The sequence below is a fragment of the Rhodococcus wratislaviensis genome (genome assembly GCF_041228765.1).
Classification (GTDB): domain Bacteria; phylum Actinomycetota; class Actinomycetes; order Mycobacteriales; family Mycobacteriaceae; genus Rhodococcus_F; species Rhodococcus_F wratislaviensis.
Window position 1 is genome coordinate 8,060,473 of the sequence record NZ_CP150488.1, and the last position, 14,786, is coordinate 8,075,258.

A 14,786-nucleotide genomic window follows, 5' to 3' on the forward strand; every position below is an offset into this window, starting at 1 on the left:
TCTGTTCCGTCATCGCGTCACGCGGTGGACGGAGGTTGATCAGGCAAGTAGCGCAGTCCCGCTGCGGATGAGCTGCGCGATGGTGTCGGGCAGCCGTTCCTGGTCGGGGTCGTGGTGGCGGCCTTCGCGGTGCCGGCGCAGGTTGTGGCCCATGATCGCCGCCATCTTCAGACGGCCGAGTGCGTTGAACCAGTTCATGTCCGGCAGCGCCGGGTGATCCCCGGTGTAGAGGTCGATCAGTTCGTCCTCGGACGGCAGGTCCGGCACCGCGCGCCCCACCCCGGGAAAGTTCGCACCGTCGGCGAACACGAGGAACCAGCCCAATTCGACCCGCGGATCGCCCAGGCTCCAGATCTCCCAGTCGATCAAAGCCACCGGCTCCGTGCCACGGGCGATGATGTTGCCGAGCCGGTAGTCACCGTGTACCAACGTCGGTGCCAGCGCGTCGGGAAGATCTGCGGCGAGGAGGCGCAGGAGTTCGTCGCCGCCGCTGACGAGGTCGGGGGGAACGGCATCCAGGGTTCGTTTCCACCGCGCCAGCTCCGCACCGGGCGACAACGGATCTCCGGCCGCCGGGATCGTGTCGACCGGCACCGCGTGCAGCAGCGGCAGCACCGCGGCGGCCCGGCGCATCCGCGCCGCCGCGACAGCCGGTTCGACCGGAGGCGAATCGAGCACCGGCTCGAGTGACTCCCCGGCCACGCACTCCATCGCGAACCACGCCGGGCCGTCCTCGTCGACGGCGACGATCCGGGGTACGGGGACCTCTGTCGCCCCCAGAGTTTCCATGATCCTCGCCTGGCGCACCATGTCGTGTCGCCCGATGGGGCGTTGCCCCTCGGGAACCGCCTTGACCACGAGGTCGCCGTCGCTGGTCTGCACCTTGTACGTCAGACCCGAATGCCCCCCGAGCAGCGGCTCGAGTGTGCCGACGTCCAGACCGGGGTTCTGCTCGCGCAGCCGATGCGCCACACGGTCGTCGAGGGTGATCGTTGCGCTCACGCGCGCGGCTCCCTCGGCAGGCCGAGCACGCGCTCGGCGAGGATGTTTCGCTGGATCTCGTCGGTACCGCCCGCGATGCGATACCCGGGCGCGCCGAGCACATGCTCCGTCCACGCGAACGTTCCCCACTCGCCCGAGTCGGCGATCAGATCGCGCCCCAGCAACAGCCGGACGACTTCCGATGTACGTGCCATGGTGTCGGTGGCGAGCAACTTACCCACCGATGCCTCGGGACCGGGGTCCTTGTCGGCGACGACTGCCGCGGCCACCCGCATACCGGTCACCCGCTGGACGTAGCTGCGCGTCACGAGATCCGCGACCTTGTCACGTTCGATTTCGGTCAGCTGCCGGTCGAGGTGATGGGCCAGTTCGACGGCGTGATCGGCATTGGCCAGACCTAGGTTCCCGGCGTCGAGTCGTTCGGCTGCCAGTACCGTCAGGGCGACCGGCCAACCCTCCCCCACCGGCCCCAGCCGGTAGTCGTCCGACAGTTCGACGCCGTCGAGGTAGACCTCGTTGAAGGAACTGCCCCCGGTCATCTGGCGGATGGGCCGGACGGTGACTCCCGGAGCGTCCATCGGGATCAGGAAGACGGTGAGGCCTGCGTGTTTGGTCGCGTCGGGGTCGGTGCGGCACACCGCGACCCCGACGTCGGCGACCCGGGCGCCGGACGTCCAGACCTTGTGCCCGGTAATCGTCCACCGGCCATTCCGTTCGACTGCCCTCGTCCGTACCGCGGCAAGGTCGGATCCGGCTTCGGTTTCCGAAAACAGCTGGCAGGCAATGATGTCGGTCCGAAGCATCGCACGCACATACCGCTCGCACTGTTCCGGTGTTCCCCATTGGGCGATCGCCGGAGCGACCAGTTGCTGAGTCACCGAGAACATTTCGGTCCGGCGCGGCACGTCGAATGCGTTCTCCTCCCGCCGGAACGCGAGCACGTAGGACATCGGCAGACCACGGCCACCGTACTCGGCCGGCCAGTTCATCGAGCCCCAGCCGGCGTCGAACTTCGTCTGTTCGTACGCCCGGATATGGTCGGTCTCGTCGCGCTCCTGCTCGGCCGTCCAATTCTCGAAGACGGCGACCGAGTCGGATCCCACTCCCCATTTGATCTGGGTGCGCGGTTCCGCGACAGTTCTCAGCCACGCCCGCGCTTCATCCACGAACTGGTCCAGGTCGGGCATCGTTGCTTGATTCATGGCTCTTCCTCAGACGGACAGGACGGTGCAGGCACTGATTCCGGGCGCACCGTAGACGTGGGTGAATCCGACGCGCGGGTGTCCGGGAACCTGCCGGGCACCGGCCTCCCCGCGCAATTGCGTGACGATCTCGTGTATCTGCCGGAGGCCGGAGGCACCGATCGGTTCCCCGTTGGCGATACATCCGCCGTCGGTGTTGATCGGGATTCGGCCGCCGATCTCCGTCTCGCCGGCCGCAATCAGTTTTTCTTGTTCGCCGTGCTCGCAGAATCCGCATTCGGCCATGTGCATGATCTCGGCACCGCTCTCCGTGTCCTGGAGTTGCGCGACATCCACATCCGAGGGACCGAGTCCGGCCTGCTCGAATGCGGCGGCGGCGGTGGACGTGCTCACACTCGACGGGGTTCCCTGGCCCTGAATCGACGGACCGAACACCTCGAAGGAACCGAACCGGCGGGTACCCGCCGAGATTCCCCGTATGTGCACCGGTCTTCCGCCGAGGCGCCGGGCGGCGGCCTCACTCGCCACGACCACGGCGGCTCCGCCCTCGCCGGGCGAGCAGAACATGTATCGCGTCAGCGGGTCGTTGACCATGTCCGCTGCGGCGATCGTCTCAGCGGAAATCGGTTCGCGGCGCCAGGCATTCGGGTTCAGCGAGCCGTTGCGATACGCCTTCTCCGCCACGGCGGCCAGAGTCGGTGCGCTGATCCCGTGTTCGCGCATGTAGCGCGCGATCTTGATGCCGAAGAACTGGGTGGTGACCATCAGGCCTGCCTCGCCGTAGCCGACGGGCAGACCCCAATCCTGCGGTGCCGGGTCGAAGGCGCCGCGCGGATGCTTGTCGAAGCCGACCGCGAGTGCGATGTCGGCGGCCCCCGAGCGAATCGCGTTGACGGCCGACACCAACGCACTACCGCCGGTCGCGCAACCGTTCTTGACGTTGGTGAAAGGTATGCCGGTGAGCCCGAGCTCGGCGACCAGGGTGTCGGCGAGCCCGGACCCGTCGCTGCCACCGAATGCGACCTGAACATCGGTCCACGCGATGCCTGCGTCGGTCAGCGCGGACGCAATTGCATCCAGCGCCAGCCGGCGGCCGCTCTTGCCCGGCTGACGTCCGAACTTCGAGAGTCCGGCCCCGACGATCGACACGGCGGACATCAGCGGATCTCCTTCAGATAGGCGTCGGTGGCGAAGTGGGGCACCGGTGCCGTGGCGATCAAGGTCACCGGCGCCCCGTCGTCCAACTCGTCGAAGTCGTGGCATTCGAGCACGGCTTCGATCCTGATTCCCTCGGGGAGTTCGACGTATCCGACGGCGAACGGCGCGAAGCCGTTCGGCGGCGGGACGTACGGCGGAGATTTCGGGGCGAACCGCTGAACCGTGTACGCCCAGACCGTTCCGCGTGTGCTCAGAGTGAACGGCGACATCGCCGGTCGTGAGCACTGCGAGCACAGACTGGCGGCCGGGAACGCGACAGTCGAGCAGTGGGAGCACCGGCTCGCGCCGAGCGCCGGCGCGGTGTGTGTCTCGCCCATCCTCATCCTCTCCTCGGGATTCGTCGTCGGTGTCGGATCAGCGACCGACCCAGACCGGCTCACGCTTTTCGAGGAAGGCGTTCACGCCTTCGCGTGCGTCCTCGGACTGCAGCGCATTGCCGACGGCGAGGTGCTCCATCACCATCAACGACTGGATGTCCGCGTCGAGACCGCGGTCGATGCACATCTTGGTGAGCTTCATCATGAACGGGCTCTTGTCGACGATCGGGGCGATGAACTCGGCGACAAGCTTGTCGAGGTCTTCGGCCGGCGCCGAGGCGTTGATCAGGTCGAAGGCCTCCGCCTCCTTGCCGGTCAGGAGTTTCCCGGTCAGCATGAGCTCCTTGGTCTTCCGAATGCCGATCATCCGCGGGAGCCGGTAGATCGGGCCTGCCCCACCGAACAGCGCGCGGCGGATGTGGAAGTCGCCGATGCGAGCGTCCTCGGCGGCGACGGCGAAGTCGCAGGAGATCATGAGCTCGAAACCGCCTGCGGTGACGAAGCCTTCGAGGACCGCGACGGACGGCGTGTTCATCGAGTACAGGCGGTCGCACACCTTGGCGGACAGCACGGCGACGTCCATCGCGGTGGTGGAGCCGACGTACTTCTCGCGCAGTTCGTCGAGATCGAAGCCCGAGCAGAAGGTGCCGTCGCGTCCACGCAGGACGAGCACCTTGAGGCTGGGGTCGTTGTCGACCTCCACGATGATCTCGTCGAGGCGATGCAGCAGCTCGACGGTGACCGCGTTCTTCTTGTGCGGGCGGTTGAGCCATACGCGGGCGACGTCGCCGTCCTTCTCGAGCACGATGTGGTCGGTGTCCACCATGTCGGTGTCCTTTCGAGGGGAGAAACTGAACTGGATTCACTTCAGTTCTACTGGCTGGGGGATGGTCCGTCAATAGGGCGGAGCAAGAGGTTTCGATTCAGCCGGGGGCAGGTGCCACGATTCAGAGCCCGACGAGATCCGCGACGCGTCTGCGGTGCGCCCGTGAATCACCCAGAAGCGGTTCGTCACCGAGCGCGCGGCGAACGTAGGAATGCGCCGCATGTTCCCAGGTGAAGCCGACACCGCCATGCAATTGCACGGCCTCGAGGGCGGTGCCGATCGCGGCCTCGGTGCAGATTGCCCCCGCGACCGCGGCCGGGAGCGCCGCGGAGTCCGGGTCTTCCGAGAACACGGCGGCCGCATACCGCGCCGCCGATCGAGCCTTCTCCAACTCGACCAAAGTGTTGGCCAGTCGATGCTTGACGGCTTGGAAGGAGCCGATCGCTCGCCCGAACTGGTGGCGCTGCATCGTGTAGTCCGTTGTGCTTTCGAGTAAACGATCGACGATTCCCACATGTTCGCAGGCCAGCCCGATCACCCCCAGGCTGTGCAGTGATGCGGCCGTCCGCAGTGCGTCGCGGGGTCCGACGAGACGCACGGCGTCCGCGTCGTCGAAGAGCAGATTCGCCTGCCGCCGACTGGGATCGATGACCGGAAGCTCCGTACGCCGCATCGCGGCGGTACGCAGATCGACCGCATAGAGGCCGGGCCCCTCGTCACCGCGCCCGAGTAGCACGACGATATCGGCCGCGCCGCCCTGCACGACGTTGGTCGCGCGGCCGGACACCGACCAGCGACCTCCGGCTCGGGTGGCGTCGACGAAATCGGTGTCCGGGCTCAGAGCTGTCACGGTGGCGACGAGTTCGCCCTGGACGACCCGCCCCAGCAGGTCGTCGACCTGCGGGCACCGGTCGGCCGCGAGCAGGGCGCGCACTCCCAGCGTCGCGGACGTGAGCACCGGTTCACAGACCAGCGCGCGCCCGCATTCTTCGAGAACGATCCCGAGTTCGACCACGCCGCAACCCAGGCCCCCGCGATCCTCCGGCACCGCCAGCGCGGCGACGTTCATCTCCTTGACGAGAAGCGACCACAACTCGGGGGAATAGCCGATCTCGGACTCGGCGGCGAGACGGCCGGCCTCGAGCGTCGAATGTCGATCCAGCAATTGGCGGACTACGGCCCGGATATCGTCGTGCTCGGCGACGGGCGTCATCGCCGGGGGTTCGGTCTCGGGCCAGGGACGGGCATGGGGGGACGGCATGGAACTCTCCTCTAAATTGACGTGAGTTCAGTTTAGTTTCGCGGAAGCTGCCGCGGCAAGAACCCTCGACAAGCCCCACCGGGTTGAACTAAGTTCATTTCATGACCGATGCACTCGTGATCGAGCGGTACTACGCAATCCTCGACAGCGGCCGGATCGACGACGCGGTGGCCCTGCTCGACGAATCGATCGAGTTCGCCATAGTCCTCCCAGGTACCGTCCGCCGGGGGTACAGCCGCGCCGACATGCTCGACTACCTGAAGGGACGGCCCCCGGTCGATCGACGACACGTGCTGCTCCGAACGAGCAGCGCCGGCGACGTCCAGTTCGCCTACGGTTCCGTCGTGGAAAACGACGTGAAGACGACCGGCTACTTCCTTGCCGCCATGCACCTCGACAGCGACGGCGCCATCGATGCGTACGAGGTGTCGTTCGATACGGAATTCAGCATTCTCACAAAGGAGTTGGCCCATGGGAAGCGCGACTGACCTGAACGAGACGACGTCTGCGACACCCGTGCTGGTCGCGTGGTTCGCGATCATGGATTCGGACGATCCCGACCGCGTCCTGAACATGATCACAGACGATTTCCGGATGTCGGTGCAATTCTCCACAGGCGGTGCAAATGCCGCCGAGTTCGTCGGGGATCGCGCCGGTCTCGTCGAGTACCTGCAGCAACGCGAGAAGAGTGTGCTCGTACACGAGATCCTCGCGGGAGCTCGTGTCGGAGAGGTCGAACTGGCGCTGGGACGCACCACGCGGAACGGCGATTTCGAGGCCTCGTTCAACACCTCGGCGCAGCTCGACAGATCGGGCCGCGTACGGAGGTTGCTGATCTGCCGCACCCCCGAAATCTCGTTCGACCTCTGAACCCCCTGTGAGTACTTATTAACCGCGGGCGGTTAATAAGTACTCACAGGGGGTTTCGGTCAGGACGTGAGGTCGTACAGGGTCACGCCGTCGACGGTGACCGCGGTGAAGTTCTCCTGCACCCAGGTGGAGATCTCCGATGCCGTTCCGTCGCCACCCATTCCGCCGCCTCGGCCGCCGGAGATGAAGTAGTGGATCTTGCCGTCCGCCACGTACTGCTGGAACTGCTCCAGCGTGGGTGACGGATCGCTGCCGTTGAAACCGCCGATCGGCATGACCGGGTCCTCGGTGGCCAGCTGGTATCCGGATGCGCTGTTGGATCCGATGGCCGCTGCCACCCAGGTGTAGTTGCCGGAATCCTGTTCTAGCAACGACACCAGTTCCGCGCCGGGGGTGCTACCGGACAGCAGTCCCCCGGCGGCGCCGCCCATGGCACCCATACCGCCCATGCCGTCGGTGGCACCTGCCGTCGCACCGTCGGTTGCGCCGGGTGCGGTGGTACCGCCGGGCATTGCCGGTGCGGTGGCACCGTCGGTGCGGCCGCCCATGCGTCCGGCACCGTCCATACCGCCGGGGCCACCCATTCCGCCGGGGCCGCCGCGGGCGCCTTCGACGTTGGGTCCGGCCGAGACGATCGAACCGGTGTGCGGCGTCGCGATCGTGTCGACGGCGTAGGCCGTCGGTCCGGCGAGCCCGGTGAACAGTGCGGCCAGCGTGACCACGGCAGCGATGCGGCCCCGGGTCAGCGCCGGGATCAGCACGGCAACCGCGGCGACGACGCCGACGACGACCACCGCCCACTTCAGCCACGGCACGAACGACGCGCTGCGTCCGAGCAGAACCCAGGACATGGCAGCGGTGGCCAGCAGTGTCACCGCGAGAACCGCCCGCACCCACAGCGCGCCCCGTCGACGCCACAGCGTCACCGAACCGATCGCCACCAGCGCTGCCACCGCCGGTGCGAGCGCGACGGTGTAGTACGCGTGGAAGATGCCCGCCATGAAGCTGAACGTCAGCCCGGTGACGAGCAGCCACAACCCCCACACGAGGAACGACGCACGCTGGGTGTCGACGCGAGGCGCCCTGCCGCGCAGCGCGAGACCGGCGACCAGCAGGATCAGCGCGGCCGGGATCAGCCAGGCGATCTGACCGCCCTGAGCCGACTCGAACATGCGCGTGATGCCGGTGCTGCCCCACATACCGCCACCGCCGCCGGGGCCACCTGCGGGGAAGCCGCCGTCCGCCATGGCCTCGCCGGCACCTCCCAACGCCGCAGTGGCGTCACCGCGACCGCCGCCGGGCGTGACGCTGCCGGTCTCCTCACCGTTCAACCGGCCGAGACCGTTGTAGCCCAGCGTGAGTTCGAGGATCGAGTTGTTCTGCGAACCACCGATCCAGGGCCGCGACGAGGCCGGCCACAGTTCGACGATCAGCAGCCACCAGCCCGCGGAGACGATCATCGCGCCGAGCGCCGCGAAGCACTGGGCGAGGCGTTTGCCGAACTTCGGCGGTCCCGCGACGAGATAGGTCAGAGCGAGCGGCGGGACGACGAGCATCACCTGAAGCTGCTTGGTCAGGAATCCCAAACCGACGAACACGCCGGTCAGCACCATCCACCGGGTGCGTCCGTCCTCCACGGCCAGCAGCATCGCCCACACGGAGGCGATCATCAGCAGCACCAGCAGGGCGTCGGGGTTGTTGAACCGGAACATCAGCACCGCGATCGGCGTCAGCGCGAGCACGAGACCCGCGAGCAGACCGGCCGGGGCGCCGAACCACCGCTTCACCGTGGCGTACAGCAGGGCGACGGAACCGACGCCGAGCAGGGCCTGCGGTACCAGCATCGCCCACGAGCTGAGCCCGAAGATCCGGACCGACAGCGACATCAGCCACAGCGACATCGGCGGCTTGTCGACGGTGATGGAGTTGGCGGCGTCGGAGGATCCGAAGAAGAACGCCTTCCACGACTCCGAACCCGCCTGGACCGCGGCGGCGTAGAACGAGTTGGCCCAGCCGGAGGCGCCGAGCCCCCAGATGTACGCGACCGCAGTCCCGGCCAGCAGTGCGGCGAGCGCCCAGGGCTCCCACCGCCTCCGGGCCGGGGGTGGTTCGGCCGCGTCGACCTTCGGTTGTTCGAGGGTCGTCGTCATGCGTGAGCTCCTTCGGGGCGTGCGTTCCGGAACACCCAGCGAAGGGCTATGAAACGGCTGATGGTGGCAACGAGATTGGCGAGAACGAGGACGGCGAGTTCGACGTGCTTGGACACGTCCGGGGCCGCCGAGTGGAGGACGTACAGCGAACCGCTGGTGAGGAGCAGTCCGAAGGCGAACACGAGCAGGCCCTGCATCTGATGCCGGGCCGCGCCTTCGGATCCGCGGACACCGAACGTGAACGCGCGGTTCGCGGCCGTGTTGAGCACGGCGGTGACGAGCAGTGAGACGGCGTTGGCCCACTGCGCGCCCATGATCGGATGCAGGATCAGGTAGAGCAGCGCGTACGCGACGGTCGACGCGATGCCGATCACGGCGAACCGGGCCAGCTGCCCAACCATGCCGCGGGGAACTCCGGGCACCAGCGGCTCGCGCCCGAAGCTGTCGCGGAGGCTGCCGAGCGGCAGCGATCCGGTGGACAGGGCCCGGCCCACCCGCCACACCCCCTTGAGGTCGGCGACGGCGGTCGCGACGATGTCGACGCGACTGTCCGGGTCGTCCACCCAGTCGACGGGGACCTCGTGGATGCGCAGGCCTGCGCGTTCCGCGAGCACCAGCAGCTCGGTGTCGAAGAACCATCCGGTGTCCTCGACCAGCGGCAGCAGGCGCTGCGCCACGTCCGCCCGCATCGCCTTGAACCCGCACTGGGCGTCGGAGAACCGCGCGTGCAGGGCGCTGCGGAGGATGAGGTTGTAGCTGCGGGAGATGAACTCGCGCTTCGGGCCTCGGACCACCCGCGACGAGCGGGCGAGACGGGAGCCGATCGCGAGGTCCGAGTGCCCCGACAACAAGGGCGCGATGAGCGGCATCAGGGCGTTGAGGTCCGTCGACAGGTCGACATCCATGTACGCCACCACCTCGGCGTCGGAGGCACTCCACACCGCACGCAGAGCGCGGCCTCGCCCCTTCTCGTCGAGGTGGACGACGTGGACGCCGTCGATCTCGGCGGCCAGCCGGTGGGCCACGGTGAGGGTGGCGTCGACGCTGGCGTTGTCGGCGATGGTGATGCGGGCGGAGTAGGGAACGTTCTCGTCGAGGTGCCGCCGCAGCCGGCGCACGCAACGTTCGAGTCCGGCTTCCTCGTTGTAGACCGGCACGACAACGTCGAGCACGGGCGCGGTCTCGGAGGTTTCGGGGGTCTCGAGTCGTCCCATGGCGCCCGGTGCGCGGGAGAGGGAATTCGTCGTCATGCGTCCAAGATTCGTCCCGTACGCTCCGATGACTCTGGACGGAGGCTGGGAGTTTCCTGTGCGCTTCGCGCCCGTGAGTACTTATTAACCGCGGGAGGTTAATCCTGGATCCACCGATAGGGGCGGGTCGGGTGATGGGTTCGGTTGTGGCCGTTGATGGGCTGTCAGGGGTGTGGGTGATCGCCCGACCGATGTGTCGGGTTGTTCCACTGGGTCTTTCGGGTCGGGGCCGGGGGTGGCCGGGCGGATTAGGTGACCTGGGGTCTTCGATGTCGGGTGTGGGTGAAGAGTTGGTTCCATTCGGATTCCCAGGGCCAGCGCCGCGGCAGGTGCAGGGTGAGGCGGCGGGCCGAGGACGCGATCCGCGCCGGGACCGAGATCAGGGTCCGGCGGATGGTGGCGGTCGTCGCCTTGGCCAGGCGGGCCCCGGTGAGGGTGGCGGCGGCGCGGGTGAGATTGAACGCCATCACCGCAAGCACCAGCCAGGCACTGTTGGCGGCGAACCGCCCCGACGGCAGGTGCGCGAGCGCGGAGTTCTTCAGGTCGGCGTGGACCTGCTCGATGATCGCGTGCCCGCGGTGGATCTTGTCCGCGGCCACGGTGTCCAGGACGGCGGGGTCGGTGGTGGTGAAGAACGCGTGGAACCGCCAGGCGTCGAACAACGTGCCCTGACCATCGGTGTGTTCCCGCAGGTCGGGGATGCGGCGCACCACCAACCGGCCCGGTGTCCGCTCGGAGGCGAGGCGGGTGAACGCGGTGAAGTCGATCTCGGCGACCTCGGCGCGGGAGATCCACCGGCCGGCCTGTTCGTCGTAGACGGCGTCGGTGTATTCGATCGGGGTCCACGCATCCTCGTCGATGGCGGCGATCGCCGCCTTCACCGTCGCGGTCATCCGCACCGTGACCGAGACGTCGGCGCCGGAGCGCAGTGCCGCGGACACGGTCGGGTGCCCGTAGAAGGCCGAGTCGGCCCGCACCAGCACAGACCCCGGTGACAGCTGCGGGCGCAGGCGGCCGAGTGTGGCGAGGGCGTCGCTGACCATCCGGGATGCCCCGCGTGGGGATCCGCAGCCGCCGCGGCGCAGGCGTTGGCCGACGATCACCGGTGCCCGCCCGTCGGTGGTGGCGGTGGCGATCAGCGCGTTCAACCCCCGGACCCCCGTATATCCGTAGCCCGAACCCTGCTTGGCGTGCCCGTGCACCTCGACGATGGTGTCGTCGAGGTCGACGAGGATCCGCCCACCTGATTCGGGCCCACCGACCAGCGGTGTTCGTTCGGCCAGGCCTTGCAGGAATCGGGCGGCGACGGCGTCGAGTTGGCGGACGTGCCCGAAGGAGAACGTCCGCAGGAAGGAGCCCAGCGTCGACGGGGCGTACGGGCGGTCGAATACCGTGGGCATGGCGCCGTGCCGCAGCAGCGCCATGTCGTCGATGCTGTCGGCGCCGGCGACCATGCCCGCTACCAGTGCGGTCACCTTCCGGCCCGCGTGTGCGCCCTTGTCGGTGGGCAGCGTCAGATGCTCGTCTGCCAGGTCATCGAGGCCGCAGTCCTGAGCCAACCCCAGGACCGGGACCAGTCCGGCCGCGGCGAGGAGATTGCGGTCGTCGAACGCCGAGGCCGTCACCGGGTGGGTGTGGGATAGTTGCACCCTAGAGATGCCCTTCGTGTCGATCGAACTGGTTCTGTGAGAAGTCCAATTCTTTCAGCACGCAAGGGCATCTCGCCGTTTCGACTCACCTACCCCGACACCACATCGGTGGATCCAGGTTAATAAGTACTCACGGGGGGGCGAAGCCGCATAATGGCGGCCATGGGATCTGTATTCAGCGCCATCATCAACGGAGATCTGCCCGGACGTTTCGTGTGGGAGGACGAGGACGTCGTCGCGTTCCTCACCATCGCCCCCGTCACGCAGGGCCATGCCCTCGTCGTACCCCGCAAGGAGGTGGACCAGTGGCAGGACGTCGACGGTGAGATCTGGACGAAGGTCATGGACGTCGCCCGCACGATCGGGCAGGCCGTCCGCCCCGCGTTCGACGCGCCGCGCGCGGGTCTGCTGATCGCGGGCCTCGAGGTGCCGCACCTGCACGTGCACGTGTTCCCGGCCTACGACCTCGGTGATTTCAACATCAGCAACGCCGAGCAGAACCCGTCCCAGGAATCGCTCGACGAGGCGCAGGCGAAGCTCAAGGCAGCGCTGCGCGAACTCGGCCACGCGGACAACGTCCCCGACTGACGGTCAGCTCGACCGCGGCAGTTCCACCCGGAACGTCGCACCCTCGCCGGGCCGGCTGTCGACGGTCACCGACCCGCGGTGGGCGGCGACCAGGGCCGCCACGATCGACAGGCCCAGGCCGCTGCCGCCGCTCTCCCGGGTGCGGGAGGCGTCGGTGCGGTAGAACCTCTCGAACACCCGGGCCGCGTCCTCCTCACTGAGTCCCGGTCCGGTGTCGGCCACCTCGAGCACGACGCTGCGTTCGGTGGTGCTCAGCCGCACCGTCACGTCCGCGGTGGCGGGGGTGTGTTTGACGGCGTTGGCGAGCAGGTTGCCGAGGACCTGCCGCAGCCGGGCCTCGTCACCGATCACCTCCGGTGTCCCGGGACCGGGACGGACGTCGAGCGCGATGGACCGGTCGGGGGCGACGGCGCGTGCGCCGTGCACGGCGTCCGACGCCACCGACAGCAGGTCGACGGGCCTGGTCTCGAGGGGACGCTGGGCGTCGAGCCGGGCGAGCATCAGGAGATCCTCGACGAGGAGCCCCATCCGCGACGCCTCGCCTTCGATGCGACTCATCAGGGTTTCCGTGTCGGTCATCGCGCCTTGTCGATACAGCTCGGCGAAACCGCGGATCGTGGTGAGCGGGGTGCGCAGTTCGTGGCTCGCGTCGGCGACGAATCGCCGCATCTTCTCCTCGGAGCGGCGCGCCGATTCCTCCGACGCCTCGGTGGCGGCGAACGCGTGCTGGATCTGGGCGAGCATTCCGTTGAGCGCAACGGACAGTCGACCGATCTCGGTACGATCGTCCCGTTCCGGAACACGCCGGTGCAGGTCGCCCGAGGCGATCGCCGCGGCGGTCTCCTCCACTTCCACGAGGGGGCGCAGACTGCGCCGGACCACGAAGTACGCGACCACTCCGAGCGCGATCAGCACGACCACGCCGATGATGAGTTGCAGGACGATCAGCCGATTCACCGTTTCGTCGTTCTCGGTGAGCGTCATCGCGACGGTGGTCTCGGTTCCGTCCGGCGCGGTGGTCGTCAGCACCCGCCACCGCACGTCGGAGTTGTCGGTGGAACCGACCGTCTCGGGCCCGGACGCGGGGTCCTCGGGCAGTGCGGGAGAAACGGATTCGTCGTTGATCTCGCGCAGCACCGTTCCGTTCGCCAGTGTCGTGCGGACGTAGAACGGGCTCGGCGGGCGGCCGGGGTTCGGTTCGTCCGGCGGCGGCAGGGGGCGCGACTTGCCGGGCTTCGCCCACCCCTGCGCCGCGTCGTGCAACTGGTGATCGACGCGGTTGGTCAGCGAATTCTCGAGCGCCGACGTCACCGCGACACCGGATGCGAGGAGCCCGAGCGCCGAGAGAAGCAGCACGGCGCCGACGAGGGTGATGCGCAGCGGCATCGCGCGAATCCACCGTCGCGCAGGACTGTTCGAGATAGCGGCGACCGCCTCGGCCGGCTCCCGAGGAGCCGCGGGCGCGGTCATCGCCGCGGTTCTCGCATCACGTAGCCGACCCCGCGGAGGGTGTGGATCAACGGAGTCTCGCCCGTGTCGACCTTCCGACGAAGGTAGGACACGTACGACTCGACCACCCCGACCTCACCGCCGAAGTCGTAGTTCCAGACGTGGTCGAGGATCCGCGGCTTGCTCAGCACGGTGCCTGCGTTGACCATGAAGTACCGCAGCAGAGTGAACTCCGTCGGCGAGAGCGACACCAGGTCGCCCGCCTTCCAGACCTCCCGCGTGTCGTCGTCGAGTTCGATGTCGGCGAACTTGATGCGGGCGGACTGCTCCTCCACCGACACCTTGCCGGCCCGCCGCAGGATGACGCGCAGCCGCGTCACCACTTCTTCGAGGCTGAACGGCTTGGTGACGTAGTCGTCCGCGCCGAGGGTGAGGCCGCTGATCTTGTCCTCCACCGCGTCCTTCGCGGTGAGGAACAGCACCGGAGCGTCCATACCGTCGGCACGCAGCCGCTTGAGCAGCCCGAATCCGTCCATTCCCGGCATCATGACGTCGAGGATGACGGCGTCGGGCCGGAACGTGCGGGCCGTGTCGAGTCCCTCGGCCCCAGTCGGCGCCGTCGCCACCTCGAATCCCTGAAATCGCAGACTCACGGAGAGCAACTCGAGGATGTTCGGTTCGTCGTCGACGACGAGGACGCGGGCTTCGACAGGCTTCTCATTCACGGAACCCATCATCACTCGTGACGCTGGATCGTCGCTGTAGGTTTCCTGGGAGATTCCTGTGAGCCGGTACCGCCGGCCCGTGCGGGTGGGATTCCGCTCGTCAGTTCACCACGATGTTGAGGTTGAGTACTACCCCGCCGAACGTCAGGATCGTGTTGGCCAAGCCGAGTGTGACGCCGCTGTTGAGTGCCCCGAGCAGTCCGAGCATCATGACCTCCATCGTCGCCCCTGGGAAGGGGTGGTTGCGCGCTGTCCGTGCGCGTTGCGGATGACACTAGG

Annotated in this window: 14 protein-coding genes; 3 read left to right on the forward strand and 11 right to left on the reverse strand. The window is 67.8% G+C overall.

Translation table 11 applies throughout. The features are described 5' to 3' along the window. Positions 1-39 precede the first annotated feature (39 nt). The 6 genes from WKC72_RS36830 to WKC72_RS36855 form a co-directional block, all read right to left on the reverse strand. The gene (locus tag WKC72_RS36830; RefSeq protein ID WP_370181235.1) at positions 40-1,002 is read right to left on the reverse strand and encodes a phosphotransferase family protein; all 963 of its coding nucleotides are present in this window, start codon (positions 1,000-1,002) and stop codon (positions 40-42) included. Then, a complete protein-coding gene (locus WKC72_RS36835; RefSeq protein WP_235214533.1) occupies positions 999-2,204 on the reverse strand; it encodes an acyl-CoA dehydrogenase family protein in 1,206 nt (401 codons plus the stop codon). Before WKC72_RS36835 ends, WKC72_RS36830 begins: the two co-directional genes overlap by 4 nt. Before the next feature lie 9 nt (positions 2,205-2,213). Then, positions 2,214-3,362, reverse strand: a complete 1,149-nt coding sequence (locus tag WKC72_RS36840) for a thiolase family protein (RefSeq protein WP_112301300.1) — start codon at positions 3,360-3,362, stop codon at positions 2,214-2,216. After that, complete coding sequence (locus WKC72_RS36845) at positions 3,362-3,739, reverse strand: Zn-ribbon domain-containing OB-fold protein (protein WP_128639972.1); 378 nt, start codon at positions 3,737-3,739, stop codon at positions 3,362-3,364. Before WKC72_RS36845 ends, WKC72_RS36840 begins: the two co-directional genes overlap by 1 nt. A gap of 37 nt (positions 3,740-3,776) precedes the next feature. Beyond that, positions 3,777-4,565: an enoyl-CoA hydratase/isomerase family protein gene (locus tag WKC72_RS36850; RefSeq protein WP_112301302.1), complete on the reverse strand. Its 789-nt coding sequence runs from the start codon at positions 4,563-4,565 to the stop codon at positions 3,777-3,779. Positions 4,566-4,686: 121 nt separating this feature from the next. Continuing rightward, positions 4,687-5,826, reverse strand: a complete 1,140-nt coding sequence (locus WKC72_RS36855; RefSeq protein WP_370181236.1) for an acyl-CoA dehydrogenase family protein — start codon at positions 5,824-5,826, stop codon at positions 4,687-4,689. 101 nt (positions 5,827-5,927) lie between these two features. On the opposite strand from WKC72_RS36855, the gene WKC72_RS36860 reads away from it, so the two are divergent. After that, on the forward strand, positions 5,928-6,314 hold the full coding sequence (locus WKC72_RS36860) for a hypothetical protein (protein WP_112301304.1): 387 nt from the start codon (positions 5,928-5,930) through the stop codon (positions 6,312-6,314). Then, a complete protein-coding gene (locus WKC72_RS36865; protein ID WP_370181237.1) occupies positions 6,298-6,696 on the forward strand; it encodes a hypothetical protein in 399 nt (132 codons plus the stop codon). Before WKC72_RS36860 ends, WKC72_RS36865 begins: the two co-directional genes overlap by 17 nt. Positions 6,697-6,755: 59 nt before the next feature. On the opposite strand, the gene WKC72_RS36870 is transcribed toward WKC72_RS36865, so the two are convergent. The 3 genes from WKC72_RS36870 to WKC72_RS36880 form a co-directional block, all read right to left on the reverse strand. Next, positions 6,756-8,846: a glycosyltransferase family 39 protein gene (locus WKC72_RS36870; protein WP_370181238.1), complete on the reverse strand. Its 2,091-nt coding sequence runs from the start codon at positions 8,844-8,846 to the stop codon at positions 6,756-6,758. Beyond that, positions 8,843-10,096 carry a bifunctional glycosyltransferase family 2/GtrA family protein gene (locus tag WKC72_RS36875; RefSeq protein WP_268791628.1) on the reverse strand — a complete coding sequence of 418 codons (1,254 nt, stop codon included), beginning with the start codon at positions 10,094-10,096 and terminating at the stop codon, positions 8,843-8,845. Before WKC72_RS36875 ends, WKC72_RS36870 begins: the two co-directional genes overlap by 4 nt. Before the next feature lie 248 nt (positions 10,097-10,344). Further along, a complete protein-coding gene (locus WKC72_RS36880; protein ID WP_370180111.1) occupies positions 10,345-11,745 on the reverse strand; it encodes an IS1380-like element ISRop1 family transposase in 1,401 nt (466 codons plus the stop codon). Positions 11,746-11,907: 162 nt separating this feature from the next. Here WKC72_RS36880 and WKC72_RS36885 point away from each other — a divergent pair, with 162 nt between their 5' ends. Continuing rightward, on the forward strand, positions 11,908-12,333 hold the full coding sequence (locus WKC72_RS36885; protein ID WP_174233860.1) for an HIT family protein: 426 nt from the start codon (positions 11,908-11,910) through the stop codon (positions 12,331-12,333). Positions 12,334-12,336: 3 nt separating this feature from the next. Here WKC72_RS36885 and WKC72_RS36890 read toward each other — a convergent pair whose 3' ends face one another. Both WKC72_RS36890 and WKC72_RS36895 read right to left on the reverse strand, forming a co-directional pair. Next, positions 12,337-13,719, reverse strand: coding sequence for a cell wall metabolism sensor histidine kinase WalK (locus tag WKC72_RS36890; RefSeq protein WP_037241483.1), 1,383 nt, complete (start codon positions 13,717-13,719; stop codon positions 12,337-12,339). 80 nt (positions 13,720-13,799) lie between these two features. Then, positions 13,800-14,516: a response regulator transcription factor gene (locus WKC72_RS36895; protein ID WP_370181239.1), complete on the reverse strand. Its 717-nt coding sequence runs from the start codon at positions 14,514-14,516 to the stop codon at positions 13,800-13,802. Positions 14,517-14,786: the final 270 nt, after the last annotated feature.

Bases quoted from the DNA above. Each gene is read 5' to 3' on its own strand.
- WKC72_RS36835 (WP_235214533.1), bottom strand. From the start codon at position 2,204: ATGAATCAAGCAACGATGCCCGACCTGGACCAGTTCGTGGATGAAGCG.
- WKC72_RS36840 (WP_112301300.1), bottom strand. From the start codon at position 3,362: ATGTCCGCCGTGTCGATCGTCGGGGCCGGACTCTCGAAGTTCGGACGT.
- WKC72_RS36845 (WP_128639972.1), bottom strand. From the start codon at position 3,739: ATGGGCGAGACACACACCGCGCCGGCGCTCGGCGCGAGCCGGTGCTCC.
- WKC72_RS36850 (WP_112301302.1), bottom strand. From the start codon at position 4,565: ATGGTGGACACCGACCACATCGTGCTCGAGAAGGACGGCGACGTCGCC.
- WKC72_RS36855 (WP_370181236.1), bottom strand. From the start codon at position 5,826: ATGCCGTCCCCCCATGCCCGTCCCTGGCCCGAGACCGAACCCCCGGCG.
- WKC72_RS36860 (WP_112301304.1), top strand. From the start codon at position 5,928: ATGACCGATGCACTCGTGATCGAGCGGTACTACGCAATCCTCGACAGC.
- WKC72_RS36865 (WP_370181237.1), top strand. From the start codon at position 6,298: ATGGGAAGCGCGACTGACCTGAACGAGACGACGTCTGCGACACCCGTG.
- WKC72_RS36870 (WP_370181238.1), bottom strand. From the start codon at position 8,846: ATGACGACGACCCTCGAACAACCGAAGGTCGACGCGGCCGAACCACCC.
- WKC72_RS36875 (WP_268791628.1), bottom strand. From the start codon at position 10,096: ATGACGACGAATTCCCTCTCCCGCGCACCGGGCGCCATGGGACGACTC.
- WKC72_RS36885 (WP_174233860.1), top strand. From the start codon at position 11,908: ATGGGATCTGTATTCAGCGCCATCATCAACGGAGATCTGCCCGGACGT.
- WKC72_RS36890 (WP_037241483.1), bottom strand. From the start codon at position 13,719: ATGCCGCTGCGCATCACCCTCGTCGGCGCCGTGCTGCTTCTCTCGGCG.
- WKC72_RS36895 (WP_370181239.1), bottom strand. From the start codon at position 14,516: ATGGGTTCCGTGAATGAGAAGCCTGTCGAAGCCCGCGTCCTCGTCGTC.